This window comes from Rheinheimera muenzenbergensis (assembly GCF_036984005.1).
Lineage (GTDB): Bacteria > Pseudomonadota > Gammaproteobacteria > Enterobacterales > Alteromonadaceae > Alishewanella > Alishewanella muenzenbergensis.
The window spans coordinates 80271-98993 of the sequence record NZ_JALAAR010000013.1 but is presented as its reverse complement, the minus strand read 5'-3'; the positions used below and the strand labels follow the sequence as shown (position 1 = coordinate 98993).

Sequence of the window (18723 nt, the reverse complement as noted above, 5' to 3'; positions counted from 1 at the left end):
GCTTACACCATATACATACCGCCGTTTACGTGAATCGTTTCACCGGTAATATAGGCTGCCTGGTTAGACGCCAAAAAGGCTACCGTTGCCGCAATCTCCTCCGGCTGGCCTAACCGATTGGCTGGCACCTGACCGAAAATAGCTTGCTTTTGTTCGTCCGACAGCTCTTTTGTCATGTCGGTATCAATAAATCCCGGCGCTATCGCGTTAACCGTAATACCACGCGATGCTACCTCGCGCGCCAAAGACTTGGTAAAGCCCAGCACGCCGGCTTTGGCAGCAGCATAGTTAGTTTGTCCGGCGTTGCCCATAGAGCCCACCACAGAACCTATGCTGATAATACGGCCAAAGCGCTTTTTCATCATGCTACGCAGTACCGCTTTACTTAAGCGATACACAGAATTCAAATTGGTTTGCATAATGTCAAACCATTCTTCGTCTTTCATCCGCATCAGCAGATTATCGCGCGTAATGCCTGCATTATTAACCAGAATATCGATATCACCAAACTGGTTTTTTATCTGCTCTAAACACTGTTCTATTGATGCAGTATCGGCAACATTTAACACCAGACCACAGCCATTGTCACCTAAATATGTGCTGATATCTGTCGCACCTTTATCCGAGGTTGCTGTGCCAACCACTTTTGCACCCAGGGCAGCTAACTGCTCGGCAATAGCCCGGCCTATACCGCGGCTGGCACCGGTTACCAATACCACTTTACCTTCTAAAGAAATAAAATTTGTCATGTCGCTTCCTTATTCCGCTGCCAGAGCCGCTTGCAGCGAAGCCGCATCACCCACTGAGGTGCTGGATAGATTTTTATCTATACGTTTAATTAAACCACTTAAGACCTTACCAGCACCCAGCTCTATAACCTGAGTTACACCCTGCGCAGCCAACCATTCGATAGTTTTAGTCCACTGCACCGGGCTGTACAGCTGTCGTTCCAAAGCATCTTTAATGCCTGCTGCATCTGTTGCAATGGTCACATCAACATTATTAACCACCGGTATGACAGCCGGATTAAAATTAAGTGCGGTTAAATCTGCCGCTAATTGCTCGGCCGCCGGGCGCATTAAGGCACAGTGCGATGGCACGCTGACCGGAAGTGGTAACGCCCGTTTCGCCCCGGCAGCTTTACACAGCTCACCGGCACGTTCAACTGCGGCTTTATGGCCAGCTATTACCACCTGACCAGGCGAGTTATAATTTACCGGCGATACTACTTCACCCTGCGCTGCCTGCTGACAAGCCAATGCAATAGCGTCATCGTCCAGGCCAATAATGGCCGACATGGCGCCAACGCCGGCAGGCACAGCCTGCTGCATGTAGTTACCGCGCTTTTCGACCAGTTTTACTGCATCCGCCAGCGACAATACTCCGGCACATACCAGTGCAGAATATTCGCCCAATGAATGACCAGCAAAATAAGCCGGTGTGACGCCGCCTTGTTGTTGCCATAAACGCCATACCGCAACAGATGCCGTTAACAGTGCCGGCTGGGTACGGTGAGTTTCATTTAATTCGGCTTCCGGCCCTTGCGATACCAGCGCCCATAAGTCATAACCTAAGGCCGCTGACGCTTCAGCAAAGGTGTGTTTGACAATGTCATACTGCTGATAAAGCTCTGTTAGCATGCCCACAGACTGCGAACCCTGCCCCGGGAATACGATTGCAAGTGTGTTTGTCATTGTTGTTCCTGCAAATAAATTAATTAAGCTGCACTAATTCTGGTTGCGGATCAGTAACGTACCAGCGCTGAGGCCCAGGCAAAACCGCCGCCAAAAGCTTCCAGCAATAACGTCTGCCCGCGTTGAATACGACCATCACGAATGGCTTCATCCAGCGCTGTCGGTACTGTTGCGGCGGAGGTATTACCGTAACGGTCCAGATTTATGACAACCTGATCCATCGACATATCCAGTTTGCGTGCTACAGCTGAAATAATACGCAGGTTTGCCTGGTGCGGTACCAGCCAATCGATTTGCGACTTATCCAGATTGTTGGCGGCCAGTGTCTGTTCTACCACTTCGGATAACTTCGTTACCGCCACTTTAAACACATCGTTGCCCTTCATAGAACCCCAGGACTGATGTACTGACTGCTCGTCACCGCGAATAGGGTTATCAACATAGAGTAACTCTGAATATTTACCCTCAGCGTGAATATGCGTTGATAAAATACCGGGTTGCTCTGAGGCTTCCAGAATGACGGCACCGGCGGCATCGCCAAACAAGATCACCATGCTTCGGTCTTCCGGTGAGACTAAACGTGATAAACAGTCTGAACCTATCACTAAAATACGCTTTGCTATGCCGCTTTTAATATACTGATCGGCCACGCTTAAGCCATAGCAGAAACCGGCACAGGCGGCGGCAATATCAAAGGCTGGTATGGCAGGAATTTCCAGCTCACGCTGAATTTCGCACGCGGCGCTTGGTAAAGCACGCGAGGCGCTGGTGGTGGCACAGATAATCATATCAATGCTGTTTTTATCAATGTCTGCCGCTTCGATGGCTTTTAACGCAGCCTGAGCCCCCATCGTTGCTACGCTTTCATCATCAGCAATAATACGGCGCTCTTTAATGCCCGTACGCTCAATAATCCATTCGTCTGTGGTTTCAACCATAGACTCGAGATCAGCATTGCTGCGGACCTGTGACGGGAAATAACTCCCGGTACCTATAATGCGTGAATACATTCGGACCTACGCTTTATCAATTAATACGTGTTCCAACCGGTCTTTAATCTTTGCGGGCACCTGGCGTTCAACCTCGCGCACCGCTTGCCGGATGGCACTAAGAAAAGCATCTTTCGACGCATTTCCATGACTCTTCACTACAATTCCGCGCAATCCTATCAGACTTGCGCCGTTGTAGTGGTCGGGGTTCACGCCCTGATAAAGGTTTTTTATAAAAGGTTTGATTAACCAGCCGAATAATTGCGCAGTTACTTTATCTTTAATGCTGGCTTCGAAGCGTCGCAAAATAAGTTTGGCTACGCCCTCGCAGGTTTTTAGCGCCACGTTACCGACAAAACCGTCACAGACGATTACGTCAGCTTTACCCGTGAAAATATCATTACCTTCGATATAACCAATGTAGTTAATATCGTGGCATTCAGACAACAACATGGCGGCACGTTTAATTTGATCAGAACCTTTAATCTCTTCTTCGCCCATATTCAGCAGCGCTACCTTGGGCCGGCTAATGCCAATAACCTCTTCGGCCATCACGGCGCCCATTACGGCAAACTGAAATAAAGTATCAGCATCGCAATTTACCGTTGCACCCAAATCCAGCATATATACCGGGTTGGTTTCCATTGCCGGCAAAGCGGTAATTAACGCTGGGCGGTCTACACCATTGAGCATTTTCAGCACAAAATGCGCCATGGCCATCAGGGCGCCGGTATTACCCGCACTTACGCAAGCCTGCACTTCGCCTTTGTCGACTAAATCCAGCGCTATCCGCATGGAAGAATCGCGTTTTGACCGCAGCGCAACTGCCGGTTTATCGGCCATAGCAACGGTTTGGCTACAATGACGAATGCTTAACTGCGGGTGCGGAAATACGCCGTGCAACTTAAGTTGTTCGGTCAGTATGGCTTCATCACCACACAAAATAAGATGAAGATCAGAGAATTCGCAAACAGCTGCCAGGGCAGCAGGAATAGTAGTATGGGGGCCGTGGTCGCCCCCCATCATGTCTAATGCAAGTGTCAGCTTAACCGGCTGCACCCGATGCACTCAGACTTATTTTACTTTACGGCCTTTGTAGTAACCATCGGCAGTAATGTGGTGACGACGGTGTGTCTCACCAGTAGTAGAATCAACTGACAGCGTTGGGCCAGTTAATGCATCGTGTGAGCGGCGCATATCGCGACGAGCACGTGATTTTTTGTTTTGCTGAACAGCCATGGTATATCTCCTAAACTCACTTTTTCTTTAATTCTGCCAGTACAGCGAAAGGATTGGGTTTTTCTGGTTCTGGCCCTATATCACCAAAGCTCATCGTTGCCGCACTAACGGCGCAAACCGCTTCGTCGTGCATCGGGAACAAAGGCAAAGCCAAAATCAACTCATCTTCCACTAACTGCCGTAAATTTATTTCGCCGTGTTCGTTTTTCTCGATCACGTCATAACGCTCAGGAATTAACTCCAAAGCAGCGTCATCATCCGGCTTAACCGGAGTGTATGCAAAATTGCAGTCCAGCGCTACTGTCATGGCTTCGCCGCAACGTTCGCAGGTTACACTCACTTCGCAAGATGCGCTGCCCTGTATTACAGTCAGGCCTTGCTGGTCAGTACCGCATTCAACTCGTACCGTTACTTCGCCCGCTGATTGCAGCAGACTTTCGCTTAACCGGGTTAAATTAACTAGTGGAATAAAACCATCATAGTCAGAGCGTTTTTGCGCTGCTTTAACCGGATCTATAGTAACGGGCATTTTTACTTTTTGCATAAGGCGCGCATCATATAGAAGCGCCCCCGCGCTGTCAAAGGGATCAGACAGATATTTGTGGTTTTTCTCGCGCATTTTTTTCAATCTGTTTATAGTGCCGCATATTTTGTATAAAAAGGCTAATAATCAATGACTGAGCCCGCTTTACCCACGCTGTATCTGGCCTCCACATCAAGTTACCGCCGCCAGCTGCTAAATAAGCTAACGACAGAGTTTCACACCGCCAAACCGCAGGTTGATGAAACACCGTTGGCCAACGAAACCGCAGAGCAGTTGGTACACCGTCTGGCGCTTGCTAAGGCCCAGGCTGTCGCTGCCGGTTTAAGCTCGGGTTTGGTGATTGGCTCAGATCAGATGGCCGTTTTTAACCAGCATATTATCGGCAAGCCGCATACGGCAGAAAACGCCCTGGCGCAGCTGCGCCGTTTTAGTGGCAACAGTGTTACCTTTGTTACCGGCCTGGCACTGGTTAACGCCCAAAGTGGCAATATACAACTGTGTGTTGAGCCGTTTACCGTTAGCTTTCGCACTTTGACCGATGCTGAAATTACGGCCTATATCACCAGAGAACAACCGCTGGATTGCGCCGGCAGCTTTAAAAGCGAAGGCCTGGGCATTAGCTTGTTTAGCAAACTCAGCGGTGACGACCCCAATAGCCTGATTGGCTTGCCACTGATCCGGCTAAACCAGATGCTGCTAAATGAAGGTGTTAATGTACTGCTTAAATAACCTGCAATAATTCCGGCATCGTATCGATAATGGCTTTGGGCGCAAACTGGCTTAATACGTCGCGGCCGTGCACACCATGAGTTACACCAACCCGTGGCATGGCAATCGCTTGTGCCATTTTCATATCATGGCTGGTATCGCCTACCATTACGGCCTGCTCAGCAGGTATATCCAGCTCAGTCAGAATTTGTTGCAGCATCTGCGGGTGCGGTTTCGACTGCGCTTCGTCAGCACAGCGGCTGGTATCGAAATATTTCTCCAGCCCGGTCTCTGCAAACATGCGGGCCAGGCCTCTGCGCTGCTTACCGGTCGCTACAGCAAGTTTGATATTACTGTCTTTTAACTGGCCAAGCACTTGCTCGACACCTGCAAACAACGGCGTTGGCGTGGTGTCATGCAGCATATATTGCTCACGATAATGCTGAAACATTAACTGGCGTTGGCCATCTGTAATACCGGGAAACAGAATATCGAACGCCGGGTCCAGGCTCAGACCAATAATTTGTTTTGCAGCAAATTCTGTTGGTACGGCAAGCTCACTTATTCTGGCAGCCGATCGCAACGACGACACAATACGGCCCACCGAGTCCATTACGGTGCCATCCCAGTCAAAAATAACCAGTGCTACCTTATCTGCTACTACTGTCTGCATTACTTTTTCGTTAATTTAGTCAGGGCTTGCTCCAAAACCGGATCAAGCGGCGCTTCTACCCGCATGGTGGTTTCTGTCATCGGATGCATAAAGCTTAACGTTTTCGCATGCAAAAATAAGCGGTTTAAGCCAACTTGTTGCATCTGTGCGGTAAAGGTGTTGTCACCATATTTATCATCACAGGCTATAGGATGACCTTTGCAAGCGGTGTGCACCCGGATTTGGTGAGTACGGCCAGTTACCGGAAAGGCTTCAACCAGAGTGCCCTGCTGATAGCGCTGCAGAATACGAAAACGGGTTTCAGACGGCTTACCTTCTTTTTCATCTACCCTGACCACCCGCTCACCGGATTGCAGAGTATTCTTTTTCAATGGCTCGGTCACTTTGCGTACTTTATTGTCCCAATCACCAGCGACCAGTGCCCAGTACTTTTTTTCTACCGTTTTATTGCGTAATTGCTCATGCAAATGGGTTAGCACTGAACGCTTTTTTGCAATCAGCAAACAGCCTGAGGTGTCGCGGTCAAGCCGGTGCACCAGCTCAAGGTGTTTTGCCAAAGGCCGCAGCGCACGCAGCGCTTCTATTACACCAAACTGTAAACCACTGCCGCCATGCACTGCCATGCCGGATGGTTTATTGAGCACTATCAAGTCGTTATCCTCAAACAAAATATGCTGTTCAAGGTTCTTTACCATCGACAACTTTACGGAGATCGGTTCGGCTGCGGCAGTAACAGTGATCGGCGGAATACGCACCACATCGTCAGCCTGTAATTTGTACTCAGGTTTAATGCGCTTTTTGTTCACTCGCACTTCACCTTTACGCAAAACCCGATAAATGACACTTTTCGGCACACCTTTAAGCCGTGCCAACAGAAAATTGTCTATACGCTGACCAATAAAATCAGGTTCTATTTCAATCATTTGTATTGGTAACTTGATTTCATCGCTCATGTATTTTGAATACTCTGCTAATATTAGATTTCAGTTGCTATCGGCTGCACATTAGTGGGATAATCCCCCCGCTAATTATGCCAAAAACTGGCTATTAGGGCGCTCAAAGTGACGTAAGAGAATTTGTGCGGCAGCGCTCGGGGGACAGATCATACCGAATTCGTGGTGAAAACCAACGTTTTTTATACCCCGACGTAAACCAAACGCCATTTGCCTGAGATAATGCTGCGTAATCTGTTATCAATAAAGGCAAAACATGAGTTCCGGTCAACCAGAGCATAAAAAATATTGCTATAACGCAGCGCCGCAAGGCGGTGTGTTTCAGATCCAAAAACGAAAACAGCATAAACTGCAAAGCCAACATAAAAGCGAATGCAGTGACAATTTGGTTTCTTCAGACATTCCAGTCGTGAGACTGCACCCATTAGTGTTTGATAACGTCTGAACACGCAGGTGCCCATAGGGCTGCGTTGTGGCTGCAAAATGCGAGTCACTAACGATGAAAAGAATGTTAATTAACGCGACGCAGGAAGAAGAAATCCGCGTTGCGCTGGTCGATGGCCAGAAACTGTATGACCTGGATATAGAAAGCCCGGGCCATGAACAAAAAAAAGCCAATATTTACAAAGGTAAAATCACCCGCGTTGAGCCAAGCTTAGAAGCAGCTTTTGTTGACTACGGTGCTGACCGTCACGGTTTTTTACCCCTGAAAGAAATCTCCCGCGAATACTTCCCTGCCGGTTACAGTTTTGACGGCCGCCCTAACATTAAAGAAGTGGTTAAAGAAGGCCAGGAAGTTATTATCCAGATTGATAAAGAAGAACGTGGTCAGAAAGGCGCTGCCTTAACCACCTTTATCAGCCTCGCCGGTTCTTATTTAGTACTGATGCCTAACAACCCGCGTGCTGGCGGTATTTCGCGCCGTATTGAAGGTGACGAGCGTCAGGAATTAAAAGATTCTTTAGGCCAGTTAGAAATGCCGGACGGCATGGGTTTAATTGTACGTACTGCCGGTGTAGGTAAATCCTACGAAGAGCTGGACTACGATTTAAAAGCCTTGTTAAAACACTGGTCGGCCATCACTGAAGAAGCACAAAAGCGCCCTTCACCGTTTTTAATCCATCAGGAAAGCAATGTGGTATTTCGCGCTATCCGCGATTATCTGCGTCGTGATGTTGGCGAAATCCTGATCGACAATCCACGTATTTTCGAAGAAGCCAAAGTCTATATTCAACAATTCCGCCCCGATTTCACCCACCGCGTGAAACTGTATCAGGGCGAAGTGCCGCTGTTTATGCATTTTCAAATTGAAACTCAGATCGAGTCGGCGTTTCGTCGCGAAGTCCGCCTGCCTTCAGGCGGCTCTATCGTAATCGACAGTACTGAAGCATTAACGGCCATTGATATCAACTCGTCCAAAGCGACCAAAGGCGGCGATATTGAAGAAACCGCCTTTAACACTAACTTAGAAGCCGCCGATGAAATTGCCCGTCAGTTACGTCTGCGCGACTTAGGTGGTTTAATCGTTATCGACTTTATCGATATGACGCCGGTACGCCATCAACGCGAAGTAGAAAACCGTTTAAAAGATGCCGTAAAACACGACCGCGCCCGGGTACAAATTGGCCGCATCTCGCGTTTTGGCCTGCTGGAAATGTCACGTCAACGTCTACGCCCGTCATTAGGCGAATCGGCAACGCATGTTTGCCCACGTTGTCATGGCCGCGGTACTATTCGCAGCACTGAGTCATCTGCGCTGTCAATTCTGCGGTTGATTGAAGAAGAGTCGATCAAAGACAATACCAGTCAAATTCATGCTCAGGTACCGGTATCGGTTGCCACTTATCTGATGAATGAAAAGCGTGAAGCCGTACGCCGGATAGAAACCCGTCATGGCATCCGCGTCTTTGTTATTCCGAACGAACATCTGGAAACACCTAACCATGAAGTGATCCGTATTCGTATCGACGAAGAAATTGACGACGTCAGCTACAACATGGTGAAAGCCCCGGAAGCGACTACTACGCTGTATCAACCGGCTTCAGATGCCGTAAAAGAGAAGCCGGCTATTTCTGCTATTAATATTGCCGACAGTTCAGCACCACGTCCGGCACCTAAAGCAGAACAGCCAGCTGCACAGCCGCAAAACAGCGGTCTGTTTAAAGCTATTAGCAACTGGTTTGCTAAAGTATTTGGCCCGGCCGAACAAACCGAGCAGCCAAAACAGCAGCAACGTCAGCCAGAGCGCAGCAATAACCGCAACTCTCGTGACAATAAAGATGGCCGTACCGATGCCAACCGCGACAATAACCGTCGTCGCAACAATAAGCGCCGCCGTAATGACGCTGAAGACAGAAACAGCCCGGTACAACGTGACGACAGCGTGAAGCAAGAGCGCACTGAACGTCCTGAGCGCACTGAACGTGCAGACCGCCCGGCGCGGCCACAACAGGACGCTCGCCCTGCCCGTAATCAGGAAGCGAAAAAACCGCAGGAGAAAACCGCGGATAAAGTTGCGCCGGCCAAAGAGCAGGATGACGATGCACCACAACGTGTCGCCGAGCGTCGTCAGCGTCGTAATATTCGCAAATCTGTACGGATGGAAAAAGCCGCTGATGCGCAACTGGTTGCGCCGGTAGTTATCGCAGAAGCGCCGCAAGCACCTGCCGCCGAGCACGCTAAGCCAGCAGTGGTTGCAGAGCATCCTGATACTGCAGTTAGCGCAGCGCCTGCTATCGAGACTGCGGTTGTAAGTGCAACTGACACCACTGCCGAAGCCGGTGTAACAGCCGCTACTGACAGTACAGATACCGCAGTGCAGACCGAGGTAGTTGACAGCGAAAGCACAGAGCCACGCAGCCGCAACCGCCGCTCACCGCGTCATCTGCGCGCAGCGGGCCAGAAGCGTAAAAAAGAGCAGGAACAAACTGAAGCTGGCGACCTGACTGACAGCAACAGCGATAGCAATGTAACTGCAGACAGTGCCGATGCCGTAACAGCAGAAATCGCTGCTGAAGCACCGGTTATTGCAACTGAAACTGAAGCAGCTGCTGAGACAGTCGACGCTGCTGAAGTAGAAGTGGCAGAAAAACCGAAAAGCCGTAGCCGGCGTAAGCCAGCGAAAAAAGCTGACACCGCAGTCGTTGCTGATGCAGACGTGAAACACGCCGAGGTTGTTGCTGATGCCGTTGCTGAGGTTGCGCCAGCCGTAACAGCAGAGCAAACGCCAGATACCGCCGCTGCGACAGCTGCACCGGCAGCCGCCGAGCAAGCGGTTGCCGCCAAGGCAGCAGAGGTAGTTGAAGCTGTAGTGCCGGCAGAACCCGTTGTTAGCGCTAAAGCCGATGTCGTGACAAAAGCGGCCGAACCGGTAACACCAGCTACACCGGCCGCACAACCGGCAAAAGCTGCAGCACCGGCAAAAAGCCGTTTTGCGCAAATGGTCGTGGCAACCATGACCAAACCTGAACAGCCACAAACTGACGATACCAGCGCAGCTGAAGCAGCGCCGGTTATGCCAGCCCAGGCCAGGCCACAGGTTGCCAGCTCGGAGCGTCCGGCCGGATCAGCTTTTGCCCGCCAGGCCGCCAGTGCGCCGATGACCAAACCCAAGGCAGATGAATAAGCCAAGGTAACGTCATAACATGGCGACGCAGCACCGCGTCGCCAACTAACAAAAAGGGCGCTTAATGCGCCCTTTGTTTTTTTGATATAGCGACAGGCAAAATAAGGGGCGCATCAAGCGCCCCTATTTTTTGTAACTTGCAGTATCCGCTTAGAAATCGTACTTGGCGCTAAACTGAATGCGGTTCATATCACCTTCCAGGCCAGATTCAACTTCCCGGTTGGCAAACTTATATTCGACACCAAACATCAATTTTTTTGCCGCCTGATAAATCAGGTTGGTTGTCCAGCTACTGGTCGTTTTGGTCACGCCGGCACCGGTCAACGCCACATCGTTGTCAACACTCAACATCGAATACACCAGGCTGCTACGCCACTGGCTGTTCCAGTTGTGCTTATAGGCAATGGCAAAAGCGGTTGAGTCGATAGCTTCTAACTCGTTATTGGCATCCAGTACAGCGCCATTAGCGGTATTTAAGCCAATGTAGCGGCCAATACCAGAACCTGTGGTGGCCGTTAAACGGATATCATTGTTATTACTTAGCAAAATTTTTGCTGTGGCGCTAATACCGAAAGCTGAAGTGGTACTGTCGATGGTGGCCGTTTCATAGGCCAATTGACGTGCTAAAGCCGATACCGACCAATTACCCCAGGAGGTTTTTTGTCCGTACTTAAAGACTAAATCTGGTACTGCATTGTCGTCCGTTGTAATTCTGCCACCACCGCCATTAGGCGTTACCGTGGTTTCCGGGTTTTCAATAGCGACCTGGAAATTACCGCTGGTATAACGGATTTGCGCCTGACGGCCAAACACCATAGCGTCGGTATTACCGATAAAATCCAGCGTATCCGGTAACGCGTTTAAATCCATGAAGGTGGTCCAGGTTTGTCCGAACAACCAACCATCGTAGGTAATAAAAGCTTGCCGTAAGCGCGGCGAATAGCTGTTGGTTATCCGCTCGTCACCACCTGCTGTTGCCATAAAATCAAGTTCAATATGGCCGCCCAGCGTTTTACCGTTGTCCAGTTTTGTGCTGGTTTTGAAGAAAAAGCGCGACTGGCGGGCATGAAAATCAAAAGTACCGCCTTCATCAGCGCCGCCTACCGGGGTCAGACTGGGAATATAAAAGTCACGGCCAATACCTGTTGCTATCTGGCCGTCAGAACTGTCAGTATACATAGCATCAAGTTTTACATAGCCACCAAAGGTTACATCGGTGTCACCTATATTAAAACCGTTAGCCTGGACGTTGCCTGCACCAAGCGCGATGCAGGCTGCAAGGTAGGATACTTTTGTTATGTTTTTCATTTGCCGTCTCTCCGTCTTTTTCTTGTAATGGTAATTTTGCGTTTCAACTGTGGTGCAGTGTTGGCATTCCTGCAATTAGCCTTTAGTCGCAGTTTTTAACACTGCGGCGTTACATTACTGTTAACTTAGGGCGGTTAGCGGCCTGGCTAAAGTTTGGCTAGACTAATGTCTAATTTAAAATGACGCCGTGCTTCGATAGAACGTCTGTATATTTTTTTATTAAATTTAACACTGCTTTACACAGGGGAAGTTATGTCACATGCAACAGTTTATCCGGTACCAGCCAGCGCAACGGAGCGCTCTTTACTGACCAATACGCAGTACATGCAAATGTACCAGCAGTCAGTGACCGAACCGGACACCTTCTGGGCAGAGCATGGTAAACGGCTACATTGGTTCACGCCTTTCAGTCAGGTAAAAAGTACCAGTTTTGCCGCTGGCGATGTCAGTATTAAATGGTTTGCTGACGGTATATTAAATGCCAGCTACAACTGCCTTGACCGGCATCTGCCAGAGCGTGCCGATCAGGTAGCCTTTTATTGGGAAGGCGACTCACCTGAAGTGCAAAAAACCGTTACTTATGCCCAGTTGCATCAGCAAGTGTGCAAACTGGCCAACGGTATGAAAGCTTTAGGTGTAAATAAAGGTGATCGCGTAACTATATACTTACCGATGATCCCGGAAGCCGCTGTGGCACTGCTGGCCTGCGCGCGCATAGGTGCTGTGCATTCCGTGGTATTTGCCGGTTTTTCGCCTGATGCGTTGGGCAGCCGCATTGTTGATTGTGATTCTAAACTGGTTATTACTGCAGATCAGGCATTGCGCGGCAGCCGTGTAACAAACCTGAAAGACAACACTGACATGGCGTTGGCGCACTTAGGCAGCGATTCTCCGGTGCAAAATGTGATAGTCGTAAAGCATGTCGGCAAAAATGTTGACATGAATGCCGGCAAAGACGGCCGCGATGTCTGGTATCACGAGCTGCTAAGCCAGCACAGCAGTGATTGCCCGGCTGAGCCGATGAATGCAGAAGATCCGCTGTTTATCCTCTATACCTCCGGCTCTACCGGCAAGCCTAAAGGCGTCTTACATACTACCGGCGGTTATCTGATGTATGCGTCTATGACGCATCAGTATGTGTTTGACTACCACGACGGCGATATTTACTGGTGTGCAGCCGATATTGGTTGGGTAACCGGCCACAGTTATATCGTGTATGGCCCGCTGGCTAACGGTGCCAGCAGTGTGATGTTTGAAGGCGTGCCTAATTACCCCAGCGTAAAACGTATGGCGCAAATTGTTGATAAATATCAGGTTAACATTCTTTATACCGCCCCTACCGCCATCCGTGCGTTAATGGCACATGGCGACGCACCGGTTGAGGGATGTTCTTTAAGCTCATTGCGAACCCTTGGTAGTGTAGGAGAGCCGATTAATCCGGAAGCCTGGAGCTGGTACCACGAAAAATTTGGTAAAGGTAATTGCCCTATCGTCGATACCTGGTGGCAAACAGAAACCGGCGGTATTTTGATTACGCCTTTACCCGGCTGTACCGAACTTAAACCAGGTTCTGCTACCCGTCCCTTCTTTGGTGTAGTACCGGCTATTGTTGATAACGAAGGTAATGAGCTAAGTGGAGAGTGCGAAGGTAACCTTGTCATAAAAGACAGTTGGCCCGGCCAGATGCGCACGGTTTACGGCGATCACGAGCGTTTTGAACAAACCTATTTCAGCACTTATCCCGGGCTGTATTTCACCGGTGACGGCGCCAAACGCGATGCTGACGGTTACTACTGGTTAACCGGCCGGGTAGACGATGTGCTTAATATCTCCGGCCACCGCTTAGGCACCGCCGAGATTGAAAGCTGCCTGGTAGCACACGATGCCGTAGCCGAAGCGGCAGTGGTAGGCTATCCGCATGACATTAAAGGCCAGGGTATTTATGTTTATGTTACGCCGCGGGTTGGCGTTGAACCCAGCGCCGAGCTGACCAAGGCACTGCGCGACTGGGTGCGCGAAGAAATTTCCCCTATTGCTACGCCGGATCTTATTCAGTGGGCGCCGACCGGCCTGCCAAAAACCCGCTCTGGTAAAATTATGCGGCGGATCTTACGCAAAATTGCCGCCAATGAGCATGATCAGTTAGGTGATATCTCTACGTTGGCCGATCCATCTGTGGTCGAAACCCTGGTTGATAACAGATTAAACCGTAAGTAGCAGACAACTTAAGTGTATGCTTGACAGCAGGCAGCACTAACCGCAGTATAAAAGGCCGCAACAGCGGCCTTTTGTTTCAACCTAATATAATAATTATAATTCCCGTCGCCGGAGGACAAGATGGCAAAACTGATCGTCGCAGACGACCATCCATTGTTTCGCAATGCGCTGATTAACGCCATCAGCAGTACTTTTGCCACCAAGGCCACTATTGAAACCGATAGCTTTGACAGCACCTGTGAAGCATTGGAGCAACACCCCGATACCGATTTATTGCTGCTGGATTTGCATATGCCGGGCAATTGCGGTTTTCTCGGGCTGATACAGCTGCGTAAAACCTTCCCTGCTTTACCGATAGTGGTTATTTCTGCCAGTGAAGAGTTAGATGTTATACGCCGGGTTATGGCATTTGGTGCCTCGGCTTATGTCCCTAAGTCGGCCAATCCGGCGGATATCAGTGCGGCGCTAAACGCGGTGCTGGCCGGTGAGCTATGGGTGCCACAAAATATTAAAAAGCAGGTGTTAGAACATAGCGACCACGCAGCGGAAGAAGATCTTGATTTGGCGGCTAAAGTTGCCCAGCTTACCGCGCAACAATACAAGGTGTTGTATTATCTGACTGAAGGTTGGCTAAACAAGCAAATTGCTTACGACTTACATATTTCTGAAGCCACAGTTAAAGCCCATATTACCGCTATATTCCGAAAATTAGGCGTAACTAACCGCACCCAGGTGGTGATCCAGGCTCAGCGTTTAACCCTGGAACCGCCGGTCAATAAAGCCATGGCACAGCATTGATTACTGCTGCGCCCGTTTTAGCATTTTAAGATGACTTAAACTGGCACGCAGCGCAGCCGGTTTAATGGGTTTGGCCAAAAACATCAAGCCCTGTTGCTTAGCTTTCATCGCCAGGCCCGCTTCGGGCGAAGCAGACACCAAAATGCCATGTACGGCCCCCCAAACCAGTTTTACCCGGTTGTACAGGCTTAAACCATCGAGCTGCTGGCCCAGCTGGTAGTCAATTAACAGAACATCCGGTGCCGGATGTGTTCTGGCATAGTCCATCAGGCTGTCATCATCGTAAAAACATGCCACATCGTCTATCTGCCATTGCTGCAGCAACACTTTAAGTGCTGCCAGATTCGCCGCATCGTCGTCAATACACACTACTGACAGTCCGGGTACCGGCCGCTGTGCGCTATGCCCCGGCAACGGTAACGACTGGCGCATTGTCGCGCTGACTAGCGGCAAGCTGATGCTAAACATACTGCCTTTGCCAGGCCAGGATTGCACTTTAAGCGGGTGTCCAAGCAGTTTTGCCATCCGGTTTACCACCCCCAGGCCCAAACCAACCCCCTGCTGGCCTTTCGCGGTGGCATCTATGCGGTAAAAATCCTCAAATATACGCAGTAAATCCGGCTCTGCGATGCCCGGACCACTATCCCATACCTGAATAAGCAATTGCTCACCACGTTTTCGGCAACCAAGTAAAATACGGCCCTGTTTAGTGTATTTTATCGCGTTGGATAACATATTCTGTAGTATACGTCTGAGGTAAGTCGCATCGGTATTGACCATATAATCTGCCGGTCGCACCGTAAACTGCAAACCTTTTTGCTGCGCCAGTAAACCAAATTCATCCGCCAGCTGGCTTAGCAATTCTTGCAGTGACACAGCCTGTACATCTGGTGTCAGTTTGCCATCGTCCAGCTTGGCAATCTCCAGTAAGGTTGAAATCAGCTCTTCAGAGGCTTTAAGTGAATTGTCCAGCTGACTGATAATATGTTGTTGCTGCTGTACGTCTTTGCTGCCACCAAGAGCGGCAGTAAATAAGCGGGCAGCATTTAACGGCTGCAATATATCGTGGCTGGCCAGCGCCAAAAACCGCGTTTTTGATGCATTGGCGACCTCTGCCTCGGCTTTGGCCTGCAGTAGTTGCTGCTCCGTTTCCCGCCGCCGCCTGACCTCAGCCAACAGTTCGTGGTTGATCTCCGAGATGGTTTGGGTACGCTCCTGCACCCGATCTTCCAGATGCTGCTTCGCCTCTGCCAGCGCCTGCACCGCCTGCACATGGTCGGAAATATCGGTAAAGCTGGTTACAAAACCGCCGCCGGGTATAGGATTACCACGCATTTCAATAACTTTGCCATCTGGTCGCACCCGCTGAAACACATGTGCTGTGCCCTTTTGCATATGCTGGATACGTTTTTCGACATGTTCGTCGGCACTGCCCGGGCCACACAAGCCACGTTCAGCATTGAAACGCACTATATCGGCAACCGGGCGCCCTACCCGCACCATGGCTTCGGGATAAGCAAACATTTCCAGATAGGCTTTGTTCCAGGCTACCAGTTTCAGTTCTCTGTCAACCACACTGACCCCCTGGCTCAGGTGCTCCAGCGTCGAAAACAGAATTTTACGCGAGAACTGAATGGCCTGGGTGGTATCGTCAAACAGGGTAACCACGTCTTCAAAGCCAAGCTGACGCCCCTCCAGCACCGCATTTACCATGGCCGCAGCAGACGAGGCGCCGATAACACCGGCCAGTTCGCGCTCGACATGCTCTACCAGACCAACGCTGGGATAGTCATCCAGTTGTAAGCTTTGTTGCTGCTTTTTGCCGTATTCCTGCAGGCACTCTGCCGCCCGGTTGGCGCCGACAAAGCGCTCCAGCAGAATTTTTAAATCGGTATTACGGATACGAATTCGCCGCGCCGGTGTGTCCTGATGGTTTACCGGTAAATTCGGTTTCACAAAGGCCACTGCCTGCAGCCTGTCCTGTAAACTGACCTGGGTGAACAAGGAGCCGGCAAGGTAAAACAGCAGATTAAAGCCGGTAGAAAACAGCACGCCATGGCTCAGGCTATCCAAACTGGTGCCAAATAAGGCCGTTGGCACCAGCCAGGACCAGCCAAACAACCCGGTTTGCATAATATTGCTGTCTATCGCGCCGGTACTGACCAGCTGTGGCAACATCAGGGTGTAAAACCACAACACGCAGCCGGTGGTTAAGCCCAGATACACGCCCCAGGCATTGCCGCGGCGCCAGTACAGGCCGCCAATTACTGCCGGTGCCAACTGGATCACCAGCGCAAACGCCAGCAAGCCGGTTTCTGCCAGTTCATAGTTACGGGCAAACATGCGGTAATACAAATAGGACAACAGCATTACCAGCACCACCATGCTGCGCCGTACTAATAAGATCAGCAGGCTGTAATCATGTGGCAGCCCCTGGCGTTTACTGCTACGCAGCAGTCCCGGCATAATCACATCGTTACTGATCATCGTCGATAGCGCCAGCGTGGCGATAATAATCATTGAGGTTGCCGCGGAAAATCCGCCAATAAATACCAGCACGCTGAGCATATCCCAGCCTGACTGCGCCGGTATTTTCAGCACAAAGCTATCTGCCGAGCTCAGTGCCTGCGGAAACAACTGCATGCCGCCAATGGCGATGGGGATCACGACAATAGTCACCATAAACAAGTACAGCGAAAACCAGCGCCGCGCATGGCGTAAATGGTGGTGGGAGACATTTTCAACAAAGGCGACATGAAACTGGCGCGGCAATAAAAATACCGCCGTGGTGGCCAGTACGGTTTTGGTGATAAATTCGAGCACGCCATAGCTGTTGCGGTCTTGCTGTGCGATGGCATGATCAGCAAAGCGGCTAAATACACTGCCAACATCCGACAGCACAAACACGTAAACGGCCAGCCCCAGCGTCAATAGCGCAAATAGCTTAACCACGGATTCAAAAGCAATAGCGACCATGACACCGCGGCTTTGCTCTGTCAGGTGCAATTTACGGGTGCCAAATAAAATGGCAAAAAACGCCATAGCCAATGCACTTAAAAAGGCACTGTCCTGCCACCAGTTGGCTGCATCGTCAGAAAAATCGCCGCCCAGCAGCACCTGATACGAACTGGATACCGCTTTAAGCTGCAGTGCAATATAAGGCACTACCACCACCAGACAAACCAGTGACGCTAACAGGGCTATGTTTTTTCGCTTACCGTAACGCGCGGCAATAAAGTCGGCGATGGAGGTGACATTTTGTTTTTTGGTGACATACAGCAGTTTAAACAAAAACGGCTGAGCGAAAATAAACAGCAGCACCGGCCCCAGATAAATAGGAATGTAATCCCAACCCTGGGTAACCGCAGTACCTACAGCGCCGTAGTAAGTCCAGGAGGTGCAGTATACCGCCAATGCCAGACTGTAAATTACCCCCCCATACTTTCGTATGAGTTTGTCATCGGCATGTCGCTCGCCCCAGTTGGCAATCAGAAACAATCCACCGACATACAACAATGCCAATAAGGCAACTACCCAAGCAGCCACTGCGCTCTCCCGTAATTATTTAACTGATACTTTTGGCTTAACGCGGCGCACAAGTCAATTATCTGCGCTCAGGCTTCGACTAAAGTCGGGCTTTCACTTGTGTTAACAACTGCTAGATTAACTTTGCAAGATAAAAATAACAAAGGAAAAGGAGTGTATTTATGACAGAGCACGATCGTAACGCGGCGGCTTACTGGTCAGCGAATCTTCGCTTGATCGTCGGCAGCCTCATCGTCTGGGCCCTGGTGTCCTACGGCGGCGGTATTTTATTCCGCCCGCTGCTTGCAGGCATCAGTGTAGGCGGTACCGACCTTGGCTTCTGGTTTGCACAACAGGGGTCTATCTTAACCTTTATCGCGTTAATCTTCTTCTATGCCTGGAGAATGAATAAGCTCGATAAAGAATTTGGCCTGCACGAGGAGTAAGTTC

General features: G+C 50.1%; 15 protein-coding genes. 5 read left to right on the top strand and 10 right to left on the bottom strand.

Going from position 1 to position 18723, the window contains the following annotated elements; all coding sequences use genetic code 11:
- Positions 1-2 precede the first annotated feature (2 nt).
- From fabG to yceD, 6 genes are read right to left on the bottom strand one after another with little or no spacing between them, the layout of a single operon-like run.
- On the bottom strand, positions 3-749 hold the full coding sequence (fabG, locus tag MN202_RS15045) for a 3-oxoacyl-ACP reductase FabG (protein WP_335736958.1): 747 nt from the start codon (positions 747-749) through the stop codon (positions 3-5).
- 9 nt (positions 750-758) lie between these two features.
- Entirely contained in the window at positions 759-1694 is a 936-nt protein-coding gene (fabD, locus tag MN202_RS15040; RefSeq protein WP_335736957.1) for an ACP S-malonyltransferase, read from the bottom strand.
- Between the two features lie 50 nt (positions 1695-1744).
- Positions 1745-2704, bottom strand: a complete 960-nt coding sequence (locus MN202_RS15035) for a beta-ketoacyl-ACP synthase III (RefSeq protein WP_335736956.1) — start codon at positions 2702-2704, stop codon at positions 1745-1747.
- A 6-nt stretch (positions 2705-2710) separates the two neighbouring features.
- A complete protein-coding gene (gene plsX, locus MN202_RS15030) occupies positions 2711-3751 on the bottom strand; it encodes a phosphate acyltransferase PlsX (RefSeq protein ID WP_335736955.1) in 1041 nt (346 codons plus the stop codon).
- A 6-nt stretch (positions 3752-3757) separates the two neighbouring features.
- On the bottom strand, positions 3758-3922 hold the full coding sequence (rpmF, locus tag MN202_RS15025; RefSeq protein WP_008223049.1) for a 50S ribosomal protein L32: 165 nt from the start codon (positions 3920-3922) through the stop codon (positions 3758-3760).
- Between the two features lie 16 nt (positions 3923-3938).
- Positions 3939-4466: a 23S rRNA accumulation protein YceD gene (gene yceD / locus MN202_RS15020; RefSeq protein WP_335736954.1), complete on the bottom strand. Its 528-nt coding sequence runs from the start codon at positions 4464-4466 to the stop codon at positions 3939-3941.
- A gap of 129 nt (positions 4467-4595) precedes the next feature.
- Between yceD and MN202_RS15015 the strand changes: the two genes are divergently transcribed.
- On the top strand, positions 4596-5195 hold the full coding sequence (locus tag MN202_RS15015; RefSeq protein ID WP_335736953.1) for a Maf family protein: 600 nt from the start codon (positions 4596-4598) through the stop codon (positions 5193-5195).
- Here MN202_RS15015 and MN202_RS15010 read toward each other — a convergent pair.
- Positions 5188-5847 carry an HAD family hydrolase gene (locus tag MN202_RS15010; protein ID WP_335736952.1) on the bottom strand — a complete coding sequence of 220 codons (660 nt, stop codon included), beginning with the start codon at positions 5845-5847 and terminating at the stop codon, positions 5188-5190. The two genes, MN202_RS15015 and MN202_RS15010, sit on opposite strands and share 8 nt — an antisense overlap.
- Positions 5847-6800: a 23S rRNA pseudouridine(955/2504/2580) synthase RluC gene (gene rluC, locus MN202_RS15005; protein WP_335736951.1), complete on the bottom strand. Its 954-nt coding sequence runs from the start codon at positions 6798-6800 to the stop codon at positions 5847-5849. Before rluC ends, MN202_RS15010 begins: the two co-directional genes overlap by 1 nt.
- A 499-nt stretch (positions 6801-7299) precedes the next feature.
- Between rluC and rne the strand changes: the two genes are divergently transcribed.
- A complete protein-coding gene (gene rne, locus MN202_RS15000; RefSeq protein ID WP_335736950.1) occupies positions 7300-10425 on the top strand; it encodes a ribonuclease E in 3126 nt (1041 codons plus the stop codon).
- A gap of 150 nt (positions 10426-10575) precedes the next feature.
- Here the strand turns inward: rne and MN202_RS14995 are convergent, their stop codons facing one another.
- Positions 10576-11733, bottom strand: coding sequence for a DcaP family trimeric outer membrane transporter (locus MN202_RS14995; protein ID WP_335736949.1), 1158 nt, complete (start codon positions 11731-11733; stop codon positions 10576-10578).
- 252 nt (positions 11734-11985) lie between these two features.
- On the opposite strand from MN202_RS14995, the gene acs reads away from it, so the two are divergent.
- Positions 11986-13950, top strand: coding sequence for an acetate--CoA ligase (acs, locus tag MN202_RS14990; RefSeq protein WP_335736948.1), 1965 nt, complete (start codon positions 11986-11988; stop codon positions 13948-13950).
- A gap of 120 nt (positions 13951-14070) precedes the next feature.
- Positions 14071-14748 carry a response regulator transcription factor gene (locus tag MN202_RS14985; protein WP_335736947.1) on the top strand — a complete coding sequence of 226 codons (678 nt, stop codon included), beginning with the start codon at positions 14071-14073 and terminating at the stop codon, positions 14746-14748.
- On the opposite strand, the gene MN202_RS14980 is transcribed toward MN202_RS14985, so the two are convergent.
- A complete protein-coding gene (locus tag MN202_RS14980; RefSeq protein ID WP_335736946.1) occupies positions 14749-18294 on the bottom strand; it encodes a PAS domain-containing hybrid sensor histidine kinase/response regulator in 3546 nt (1181 codons plus the stop codon).
- A gap of 161 nt (positions 18295-18455) precedes the next feature.
- On the opposite strand from MN202_RS14980, the gene MN202_RS14975 reads away from it, so the two are divergent.
- Entirely contained in the window at positions 18456-18719 is a 264-nt protein-coding gene (locus MN202_RS14975; protein WP_335736945.1) for a DUF4212 domain-containing protein, read from the top strand.
- Positions 18720-18723: the final 4 nt, after the last annotated feature.

Excerpts from the sequence above, each read along its gene's own strand:
- acs (WP_335736948.1), top strand. The coding sequence starts at position 11,986 with ATGTCACATGCAACAGTTTATCCGGTACCAGCCAGCGCAACGGAGCGC.
- yceD (WP_335736954.1), bottom strand. The coding sequence starts at position 4,466 with ATGCAAAAAGTAAAAATGCCCGTTACTATAGATCCGGTTAAAGCAGCG.
- MN202_RS14995 (WP_335736949.1), bottom strand. The coding sequence starts at position 11,733 with ATGAAAAACATAACAAAAGTATCCTACCTTGCAGCCTGCATCGCGCTT.
- fabG (WP_335736958.1), bottom strand. The coding sequence starts at position 749 with ATGACAAATTTTATTTCTTTAGAAGGTAAAGTGGTATTGGTAACCGGT.
- MN202_RS15010 (WP_335736952.1), bottom strand. The coding sequence starts at position 5,847 with ATGCAGACAGTAGTAGCAGATAAGGTAGCACTGGTTATTTTTGACTGG.
- MN202_RS14985 (WP_335736947.1), top strand. The coding sequence starts at position 14,071 with ATGGCAAAACTGATCGTCGCAGACGACCATCCATTGTTTCGCAATGCG.
- MN202_RS14975 (WP_335736945.1), top strand. The coding sequence starts at position 18,456 with ATGACAGAGCACGATCGTAACGCGGCGGCTTACTGGTCAGCGAATCTT.
- fabD (WP_335736957.1), bottom strand. The coding sequence starts at position 1,694 with ATGACAAACACACTTGCAATCGTATTCCCGGGGCAGGGTTCGCAGTCT.
- MN202_RS15015 (WP_335736953.1), top strand. The coding sequence starts at position 4,596 with ATGACTGAGCCCGCTTTACCCACGCTGTATCTGGCCTCCACATCAAGT.
- MN202_RS15035 (WP_335736956.1), bottom strand. The coding sequence starts at position 2,704 with ATGTATTCACGCATTATAGGTACCGGGAGTTATTTCCCGTCACAGGTC.
- rluC (WP_335736951.1), bottom strand. The coding sequence starts at position 6,800 with ATGAGCGATGAAATCAAGTTACCAATACAAATGATTGAAATAGAACCT.
- rne (WP_335736950.1), top strand. The coding sequence starts at position 7,300 with ATGAAAAGAATGTTAATTAACGCGACGCAGGAAGAAGAAATCCGCGTT.
- rpmF (WP_008223049.1), bottom strand. The coding sequence starts at position 3,922 with ATGGCTGTTCAGCAAAACAAAAAATCACGTGCTCGTCGCGATATGCGC.